Below are 9,597 nucleotides of genomic sequence, written 5' to 3' on the forward strand. Positions count from 1 at the left end.
TTGACCTCACGTACATGAGCTTCCGGTCCTCAGACACCACGAAATCAGCCAGGCCCCTGCTCAGCCCTTCTCCGACGGCGTCGAGCGCTGTGTCTGCCGAAGGTGGTCTCGCAGCAGCGTGCACAGCTGGGGCAGTGGAACCCGAGCGCCCAGAGCATCGAGGAATTCCGGCACGTCCCACGTGATCAGAGCGCCCTGACGGGAAAGATAGAGACCCACACGATCGATGCCGTACGCGTTGTCGTAGTCGAGCAGCAGGTATCCGGCAAGCTGCTGTACCGCAGAGCGGTTGAGCGTGTGCGGGCGCGTGGTGGCCTTGCAGTCGATCAGCAGCCCACCGACGATGAAGTCCGCATCAGCCCCGCCCAGGTCGCCACTGCCGGCGAACACCGGCCCGCACACCCGCTGCCCGTCCGGCAGCTGCCTGAAGGGTGCGAAAGGACGCTCAGCCAGCTCCATCTGCTCGGCAATGTCCTCCAGCACATACGCCGGCACCGCCGCGCTCAGATGGTCCAGGGTCGTGTGCGCGTCGGCGAGGGCGAGAAGGTTCCGGCGCCGGGAGAAGACGCCATTGCGGTAGACGGCCTCATAAAACCCCGCCACATGACACAGCCGGGTCAGTTCCTCCTCGCCCAGTCGGGGCGCACCCTCCAGGTGGTTCTGGAGACGGGCAAGCAGCTGGGCGCCGGCCGTATGCAAGGTCCTGCGCACCTCAGGGGCGGGAGCCCCCTCGATCGCGAGCGGGCTGCCGAGAAGCCGCACGCCCGCCGCGACCGCGCCTCCAGGACCGCGGCCGAGACTGAGCCGGAGGCGGTAGTCGATGGTGTGCCCGAGCGCCGCGTAATCGGGGCGCCGTTCATCCATGGGCTGCACCGCAGGCGGAAGTCTCCGGCAGCGCTGCAGGTAGGAGCCGACCACCCGCTCGGTGCGCGGCAGATGACGGTTCAAGAAGACGGACATCGGCGAGCGAGGGTACTGAAGCTGTCCCGTCAGTGGCAGCGCGGCCAGCGGCACGCCGTCTGGAGTACTCGTCACAGCCGCGCGCGAGGCCTGCCGGATCTGGGCTTCGGCGCACTGGATCCCGCTGGTATCCAGCACCTCGCGAGCCCGCGTCACCGCCACGTAAATCAGACGCGCCTCCGCTGCATGCACTCCACGTGCCCCGGCCTCGTCCGCCGGCGGCGTGAATCCGGCCCCGATCCGCACCCGCCTCCACTCCCGGCCCTTGGCCTTGTGGACAGTCGAGACCACCACACGCGCCTGGTCCTCATCGACCATTCGTCGCACAGCGGCGATGATCTGCTGGGGCCCGTAGGAATCGACCAGCTCCACGATCGCCTTCAGCTCCGCAGCCGCGGAGTCCTGCTCGGCATACTCTTGCACCTCGCCCCAGGATGAGAACAAGAACAGCTCATGATGCGAGGTCCGCCGGCCCGCCTGCAGATCGATCGCCGCCTCAGCGATCTTCAACAGCGGCTTACCGCCCCCGGCCAGCGCAACCGGCACGCCCTCCTCAAGGAAGCGCAGCACCTCAGCAAGTGCATCTGCGTTCCCGCGGCACAACACCGCATCGGGGACCTCGACCCGCCCCAGCCCCGAGACCCCACCTGCATGCCCGGTCAGCTGCATCGTCGACGACGCAGCCCGCAACCACCGATTCGCCACCTCCGCGATCGCCGGACCGAACCTGAACGACTGCGTCAACTCCAGCTGCTGACCAGGGAAACTGCTCATGATGTCCTTGGCATGGCGCCACTCATAGATCTGCTGCGCCGGATCCCCGACACACACGCGCTGCGCATCCTGCGCCAGGAAGATCTCCTCCAAGACCGGATTGGTGTCCTGCGCCTCGTCCAGCAGCACGAAGTCCGCCGGCAGTCTCGGCCGCGTCAGCGCCCACATCTTCAGGTAATGGTCGTGCTGGAACGGCAACTTCCCTTCGCGTGAACAGATGTCCTCCCACGCCCACTGCGCCCTCTTGAGCAGCACTTGCGCGAGATACTGCGCACCCTGATCATCCAGCCCGTTCACCGGCCCGAGATGCCGGGCCGCCACCTGCTCATCCGTGCTGTAGCAGAAACGGCGAATCATCTCCATCACGAGCCGCGCCTGCGTCGTCGCCCTCAGCCGCCTCTTGCCCACCGCCAGGTCGCGGTCCAGCCCCAGCAACTGCGCCGTACGCTTCAAAGGCATGTGGCGCGAGGCATCGAGCCGATCCTGGAACTGCCGACCTACTGCCCGGTGCGCCAGCGAGTGCGACGTACGGCACTCCACATTCCTTCCGAACCGTCCCTTGGCCTCGTCGGCGATCGGCTTGTTGAAGGCAACGTAGAGGCCCCGCCTGCGCGTGGCCGACCCCATCATCACTAGGGTTGACGTCTTCCCTGTGCCGGCGCCGGCCACCAACGCCAAGTCCTGGCCCGCTGCAAAAGCCTCCCGGGCCGATTCCTGCTCAGCCGTCGCCCTCAACGCCACACCACACGTCCCTTCCACCCGCAGCACGGGTTACCTCAATCCGGCCCGTTTCGGCCGCGCACGATCAGCATGGCGGAGCCCACTGACACCCTGTCACCTCATCCCATACGCCTATGCGAATCTTCGAATAGATGGCCGATCGGCTACCCCTGCCTGCCCATCTCCTGACACGGCCGTTCACGGAGCGAGAGTGCCGTTCCCATTCCCCCGTCGCAGATCTGACAGGTTGACCCGCTTCAGCACCGGACGCAGCACGGCACGCTCCTGATGGTGGTCCTGCCAGCGCCCCTCAAGCGCCTTGTCCTCCAGCTCGATGTAGCTAATCCCGGCACCCGAGTCGGGCAGAATCCGCAGAGCGTCCACCCCACCGTTGGCAGCGATGAACTCCTCGGCCAGGTCGAGGAACGTCGGGGCGGCATGGTCGATATGCAACTCCGTAGCAGACGGGATTGACGCGCCTGTGACGGAGCAGACGAGAGGCTGCCCAGAGTTGAGCACCGCGTTCCGTGAGGCCGCCACCTGATCGGCTATCGCGTGCCGCAGTGCGGTAAGCACCTGGGTGCGGTGGCTGAGGGGGGTCAGACAAGCGTTCCACGAGAAGTCGGCCACCTCGCCGTCGAGCCGAACCAGGGCGATTCCAACGCTTCTGCGTCCATGATCGGTGTGGGAGATGACGCGGAAGTGGGCGATGCCGTCACCCCGCTTCAGTTCATATTCGGGGTGGCGTTCGAGAAGGCCACGGAGGAACGCGTCGTCGTCTGGGGCAGTGACGTCACCGCCGATGCCGTATCGCTGGACGATGCTGCGGCAGACGTCCCTTACGGCTTCCTTGGTGGGGTAGCGGGTCGCGCCGATGGTTAAGCCTCTGGGCACAGGGATCTCCGTTCGGGTGGCGGTCTTCCTGCATAACCTTCCACCACCGGACGATGGAGACGCAGGCGCGGAAGGTCTGGAGCATGTTCGTCGGCGCCGCCCTGGCCTTACCACTGGGGCTACCTCACCTGTCTGGATTGCTGGCACTCGTCTCCGCGCATGTACCCCTGGTCGCCTGGGGGATCAGATCACGTCGCATGGCGAGAGCCGCAGCAGCGCTGCCCTCGATCTCCCACAAGCAGACTGACCCGGCCTAACCCGGCCCGCCACATCAAGGGCGGCGACGCCGTCCTGCACGAAGGGGAGTAAGGCCGTGGGGGAGATTGACGACGAGATCGAGCGGGCCGACCGGGAGAGTTTCACCCGTCAGCCGCCGAAGACGCTGAAGGGGCAGATCGGCTACCTGGTGCGGCAGTTGGGCAGTGCGAAGGCCGTCGCGCGGGAGATCGGGGTCACCGCCGACTCCGTCAACCGCTACCGGCGCGGTGCCCGCAAGCACGCCCGGGCCGACGTCGCCGCGAAGATCGACGACGCGGTACGGCAGCGGTGGCAGCCGCAGGTGCGCAAGCGCCGGCAGCAGCAGGCCGCCACCACGGGCGGGATCACGGTGGAGACGAGGGCCCGGTTCGGGTACACCGCGCTGGTCGGCACGACCGACGATGGCCGCTTCCGGCGACTCACCGTGCACCTCCCCCCGGCGTACTCCCAACGCCTGTTCGACGCCCGAGACAGCCGAGCCAGCGACCAGCAGATGTGTGGGATCATCGCCGTAGGATTTAATGAAATCTATTTCCAGGATGGCGGCAATCGCGCCATTGGACTCTCCGATGTCGAAATCAACGACATTGGCTATCTCGACCTCGACTACTAATCCGAGAACGCTTCAATTCGGCTACGCTGGCGCTCGGCCCGTCCAAGCAGCCGCTGGCCCTGACTACCTCACAGCACCGAGTGTGTAGGTGCCGAACCACGCTGCCCCTGTGATGCAGAGCAACACGACAAGGCGCGCAGTCCAGTTGTCCTTCTCGATTGCCAGCCGGATCGTCCGCCAGAACTCCCTGCCCATGGCTCCTCCTTGACGTCGCGCGAGGCTTGGGGCGCGGCCGGGCTTAATCACTCGCACCCGCATCACGGACCAGTCAGCTCACTCGCTCCTGCGCCAGCGGGGCAGAAACGCGTCACACTCGGAGCGGCAGCTCGGGGCTCCAGTACCCAGGCCACAGGACCGACCAGCGGCCGAAAGCATGGCGGCCCGCTCGTCGGCCGTCACACGTGCCGCTGCGCTACGGACGCGCATTAGCGTCACACTGGCAGCTCGATGTCCTGCCCGAGCACGCAGGGCGGATGGTGTGGGACGTACTGGAATCCGCGGCCGGGAACCCCTGGGGATTCCCGCAGTGGGACGCCGGCGACCCAGAGGGCGAGGACATCCGGATCGCGTCCGTCGGTCAGCTGTCTGTCATCTACGTCACCAACCGTGCCCTGCGCCACCTGTCCGTCCTGGACATCGTCTGGCTCGGCTGATCCGGGTATGACGAACGGCCCACCCCGGTCACATCGGGGTGGGCCGTTCGTCACGGCGGGATCAGGGGAGGAACGCCATCAGCTGCTTGTGCGTCAGGGGCGAGAGGACGATCGGGATGTACAGGGCCGCGGTGAGGAGGATGAGGCTCGACTTGTCCTTGAACACTTTGACCAGACCGCGCAGGCCCTCCCGACGGCGCCGGGACTTCAAGGCGCCCTGCCGCTCACGCTGGCGCATCTGCGATATGCGGATGCGGGTCACGGTGAAGTGCCACATCACCATGCGCTCCTCCTCCATCCCGCACGCGGACAAGAAGATGTGCAGCCACTCCGTGGTGGGCAGCGTGTTGCCGCTCAAGACCTGCGTGAAGGTGGAGTCGGAGATCATGTAGTGCCTGCGGCTGCGCTCCTCCAACTCCTTCAGCGAGAGCTTCTTGTCGTTGACGAGCTCGTTCATCAACTCGATGACGTCCTCGGGAGTCGTGCACAGCGCCAGGGCGGTGTGCATGTGGTCGCCGGAGGTGACGGACGTGACCCGCTTGTCCCTGCGTTCGAACGCGCGGGCCTGCTGGACCAGGGCCAGCAGGCCCTCCGGCTGTACCGGCACTGGTTGTGGGGCGGGCGGATCAGGTCGGCGACGGCGTGTGACCAGCGTGAGGCGGGGGATCGGCGTCTCGCCGGTGTCCTCGGAGCTGGTGGTCCCCCTGGTGTCGCGGAGGGCAGCGCGGTGGGCGCGCTTCCAGCGCTCCAGGTCGCCCTCGTATCCGCAGCCCTGGACGAAGGCCTGGACGAGGTCCCAGGAGGGCACCTTCTTGCCGTTGGTGGCCTGAGAGACGGAGGTGGGCGAGTAGTTGATCTTCTTGGCCAGCTCACTGATGGTCAGCCCGCTGTCCTGGCGGAGACTGCGCATGTCCAGGACCAGTGACCGGTGGGACATGGCGATGTCGATCGGGATCTCCTTTTCAGGCCGCGCCATGACCGTTCTCCTTCCGCCCGTTGTGCCGACACCGCTCGATGCGCCGTTGGGCGGCACGGGCGAGCTTCCGGTGCCGGGGGTGCTTGATCCGGGGCGCCTCGGCTCCGCCGTCGCTGGCCGCCGTGTCCGAGGCGGCCGGCGTGTCACCGGAACCCGGCGAGGCGGTGGAGGGCGGGGGCGTCACCGCGTCCGTGTCCGCCGTGTCCAAGCCGGTGCCCGGAGCGTTGGCAATGTCGGAGACCACCCCGTCCGACTCGTCTACGTCGGTCTCGATGGCGTCCGTGTCCTTGGGAGACCTGTCATTCTCACCCGGCGTCAGGCGGAAGGCCTGGTACAGGAGGTTGCCGACAGCGCCGCTGACCACGGCGCCGAACTGGGCAGAGTGCTGCGGGTCCAGGCCGTAGTGAGAGGCCGCCAGACCGGCGATACCCCCCGCCGTGCTGGAGAGCGCGGCGGCAACGGCCGCACGCTTCTTCGTGCTCATGTGCGTAGGTCCAATCTGTGCCCGGCCCTGACGGGCCGGGCACTCCTCAACTTCATGTTGGCGTGAGTGACTTGACTGCTCGGGGTCGCCGGCCCTGACGCCGTGTGACCTGGGGGCGCTGCATGACTGGGTGTCACGCGGCCTTACTGCGGCTCTCGTTGGTGCTGCGGACCGGGCTGCAACCCGTGACCACATGAGCGCCTGAGCACATTCTGCCCCAGCACATCGAGCCAGGGAGGGCGAGCGGAATCGGGCCGAACGGGGGACAACGATGTCGGGACGGACGCCCCTCACACACTCGTTGAACAGGCAACATGTGACGTATGCAGGAACAAACCTCGGTCGGTCAGCGGCTGTCTGAGACGGTCAAGAACGATCGCGAGCCACAGGAGGGCAAGTTGGCGCCCGAGTGATAAGCCATCTGAGCGCTAAAGAACCCGCCCCGCGCGACAGGTGAACAATCCCCTGCCCGATTCCGTACAGAGGGAAGAGTCCAGGTCACAGATCCAAAAGACCTGGTCACAGGTTGTTCACATAGTTCAGAGCACCGTACAATGGCAGGGCAAAAACGGGCGTTTTGGCTCCACACACTCCCCCAGGCACGTCACCATGGGGGAACCGGCTGGCAGCGACCAGCCCCGTCCAAGGCTTCAACTCATTGGCGTGAGTGCACCCTTGGCTGCGCCCCCCGCTGCAACGGGGGGCCAGAGGCTCCGCTTCACACGAAGCGATGTACGAAAAGCGGCCCCTCCAGAGAGGGGCCGCTCATGTGAAGAACTCGATCACGCGTTCGTCCGCCCTTGTGTGCCTGTGTGACGGATCCCACTGATCACTTGTCGCGGCTGATGCATGAGTATCCGCGCTCTAGCGGCCAGCGAACCGTCAAAGAAACGCAAAAGGGGCAGGTAAGGGCAGCCTTGCCATTCTGCCGCGCCGGCCTGCACACCACGGAATATGCATATATGCATACCGATGCCGCTGTGACTTCCCACTCGAGAGTCCCCTATGGCGGCACGCGCCGCCGGCGCTGAAGGCACTCGCCCCCCTCCTCGGGGCCACGCCGTGCGAAGCAACCGTGCGGAATCCCGCATGCCCGCCGTCGCGTCGACGGCGCTCCTTGGAACCCGTCGCAGCGCAGTCCTGCCCGGGTGAAGTGAAGCGCGGCCGAAAGGGTGCTGCCATGACGTGGCCTCGCCCAGCTTCTGTATGAGGGCAACGGGAGCCTCTCAGGCATTCACGGCTAACCTGCGCGCGTCCCGTGGCGGTGCGCCCTCGCCACGAGAACGCCCCATCGCGCGCGGCACGGCCGCTGACTCCATGCGCCGGCGAACCGCCGAGCCATCGGCGCAACTGCGCAGATCTTCAGAAGCAACACAAGGGCGGCACAAGGGAGATGTAGGCGGTACCAGCCCATTGACGACACGTACGCGCTAGGAGACGGTGTTCCGATCAGGGACGGCGAGCGAAGGAGCCCGACCGTGGCCGGGTGGCAGTTCGCAACGTTCGGATCATGCGGAGGCGCGCTTGTAGAAGTGCTGTCGCTGCTCTACTGGGTAGGCCAATGGCAGGAGGCACGGCGTACAGCCAGTGGTCGCATCAAAAGGAACACTCCAGCCTGGAGCACCTACGTCGACTGGAAGGTCCACACCGCGCTCATCATTCTGCGTGGTGGACTAGGGGCTTGCGCGGCAGCTCTTTTCGGCGTTACCGGTCAGATCAGCGGGGCGTATGTTGCAGTCGCCCTCGGATTTGCCGCGCCTTCTGTCCTAGCCCAACTCGGGGGAATTCCTCAGATCGCTGCTGCTGTCAACCAGACGTCAACGGCAGATTCGACACGCTCGGACAATGCGACAACCGGACTGTCGGAGCATGCCGTGGACAGTACTGCCAAGCGAGGGGCGGACAGGACCGCTGATGAGCGCTGACTCCCTGACCCGGCGCATCCTCACGGGTTTGGTGACACCACCGATCGGACGCCCGTCGTCTGGACAACCCCCGAACACCAGCGGCTACAGCCTGCCGCGAAGGGTTCTCGCAGGTCTCATGGGCGTTAGCCTGCGCCCGAATCCCGCAAGTGTCCAAGCACCTCTACAAGTGGCTCCTAACCAAGCTCTCGGCAGCGAGCATCGCTGGGAGGCCACTGGGTCCACATGGCGACGCAGCCACCCTGAATACCGCCGGGAGAGAAGAAGTGGGAAATCATGGCTGAGCTGGAAAGCGTTGCTGTGGCTCTTACTGCGGTCATTGTTGGAAAGGTTGCTTATGACACGTCGACGCCTAGAGGAAGAGCGATACCACCTGCAGCGTGCGGAGCTGCACGAGAAGCTGCACGAAAAGCTGCACCAGGAAGCGCTGCTTGATGCAGGGCGTCGCAGGCTCGAGCAGCTATACCGGGCCATCGATGACCCATCGCTCGCGGAAACCATGAGCCTCCTATATAACGTTTCACCAGAGAAGCGACGTCAGTTCCTCTTCATACAGGCCACGTACGAAAACATGGTCCTCGACGTCAGGACTGGCGTATTGACATGGGATGAGCTGATCGGGCGGCTGCGAATCTTCGCGCGGAACGCGGTAGTAGCTGAATACTGGGACCGTACAGCTGAGGAACGCAGGGCCCTGCCCCAAGACAGCCTCGAAGCACGTGTGGGACAGGAACTCGACGTCATGTTGGAGGAACTCGCGGACGACCCCGAAGAGTGGTGGATCACCGGCAGTAATCGCGGAGAAAATGGTTGGAGCTAGTGAGGGGAGTAAAATCCGGTGCAAGGTGCGCAGCGGTAGGGGGTGTAAGCATCTAATCCCAGACTCTACACAGGCACGAATCATGATGCATCACCCGCATGCCAACTTCATCCAAGGGTGGGCGCATGACTCAATATCACCCACGAGCGACCGGTTGCCTTGTATGCTGGCAGCCCATTGGTGAACATGTTGGGACAGCCAGACGATGGGGGAGGTGTTCAGGGTGGAGCGCAGCGGAACCCGTCACTACAGCGAGGCCGACACCCCATCAGGTCGACGGTCCGTCACATCTATTGCCAGGCTGACAGTGGGGAATCTCAGTCCTTACGCAGTCCCGCACACGATGCAGCGCCCTTACTGCCAGCCTTAGGAATCCCGCTTGCGGGATTCCCCCAATTCGCGCTTGCGCGAATTGACACGCACTCAGAATTCCGCTTGCGGAATTCGATTCCCGCGCTTGCGCGGGAATCTGGCGGAGCGTCAGCGGAGCCGTTCCCTATGCAGCGCGCCAGCGCTGCAT

At 65.2% G+C, this 9,597-nt stretch carries 7 protein-coding genes; 3 read left to right on the forward strand and 4 right to left on the reverse strand.

Annotated elements, in window-relative coordinates:
* Positions 1–60 precede the first annotated feature (60 nt).
* On the reverse strand, positions 61–2,502 hold the full coding sequence (locus OG841_RS47975; protein ID WP_331724812.1) for a UvrD-helicase domain-containing protein: 2,442 nt from the start codon (positions 2,500–2,502) through the stop codon (positions 61–63).
* Positions 2,503–2,652: 150 nt separating this feature from the next.
* Positions 2,653–3,348 carry a DCL family protein gene (locus OG841_RS47980; RefSeq protein WP_331724813.1) on the reverse strand — a complete coding sequence of 232 codons (696 nt, stop codon included), beginning with the start codon at positions 3,346–3,348 and terminating at the stop codon, positions 2,653–2,655.
* Positions 3,349–3,661: 313 nt separating this feature from the next.
* Between OG841_RS47980 and tpg the strand changes: the two genes are divergently transcribed.
* Positions 3,662–4,219, forward strand: a complete 558-nt coding sequence (gene tpg / locus OG841_RS47985; RefSeq protein WP_331724814.1) for a telomere-protecting terminal protein Tpg — start codon at positions 3,662–3,664, stop codon at positions 4,217–4,219.
* A gap of 473 nt (positions 4,220–4,692) precedes the next feature.
* Positions 4,693–4,872, forward strand: a complete 180-nt coding sequence (locus tag OG841_RS47990; protein WP_371571348.1) for a hypothetical protein — start codon at positions 4,693–4,695, stop codon at positions 4,870–4,872.
* 61 nt (positions 4,873–4,933) lie between these two features.
* Here OG841_RS47990 and OG841_RS47995 read toward each other — a convergent pair whose 3' ends face one another.
* Positions 4,934–5,848 (reverse strand): helix-turn-helix domain-containing protein, encoded by a 915-nt coding sequence (locus OG841_RS47995; RefSeq protein ID WP_331724817.1) that lies wholly within the window; start codon positions 5,846–5,848, stop codon positions 4,934–4,936.
* On the reverse strand, positions 5,835–6,332 hold the full coding sequence (locus OG841_RS48000; RefSeq protein WP_331724818.1) for a hypothetical protein: 498 nt from the start codon (positions 6,330–6,332) through the stop codon (positions 5,835–5,837). Before OG841_RS48000 ends, OG841_RS47995 begins: the two co-directional genes overlap by 14 nt.
* A gap of 2,262 nt (positions 6,333–8,594) precedes the next feature.
* Here OG841_RS48000 and OG841_RS48005 point away from each other — a divergent pair.
* Positions 8,595–9,077, forward strand: a complete 483-nt coding sequence (locus OG841_RS48005) for a DUF6082 family protein (protein ID WP_331724819.1) — start codon at positions 8,595–8,597, stop codon at positions 9,075–9,077.
* Positions 9,078–9,597: the final 520 nt, after the last annotated feature.

This window comes from Streptomyces canus, assembly GCF_041435015.1.
Taxonomy (GTDB): Bacteria; Actinomycetota; Actinomycetes; order Streptomycetales; family Streptomycetaceae; genus Streptomyces; species Streptomyces canus_G.

Excerpts from the sequence above, each read along its gene's own strand:
- OG841_RS48000 (WP_331724818.1), bottom strand. The coding sequence starts at position 6,332 with ATGAGCACGAAGAAGCGTGCGGCCGTTGCCGCCGCGCTCTCCAGCACG.
- OG841_RS47995 (WP_331724817.1), bottom strand. The coding sequence starts at position 5,848 with ATGGCGCGGCCTGAAAAGGAGATCCCGATCGACATCGCCATGTCCCAC.
- OG841_RS48005 (WP_331724819.1), top strand. The coding sequence starts at position 8,595 with ATGACACGTCGACGCCTAGAGGAAGAGCGATACCACCTGCAGCGTGCG.
- OG841_RS47990 (WP_371571348.1), top strand. The coding sequence starts at position 4,693 with ATGGTGTGGGACGTACTGGAATCCGCGGCCGGGAACCCCTGGGGATTC.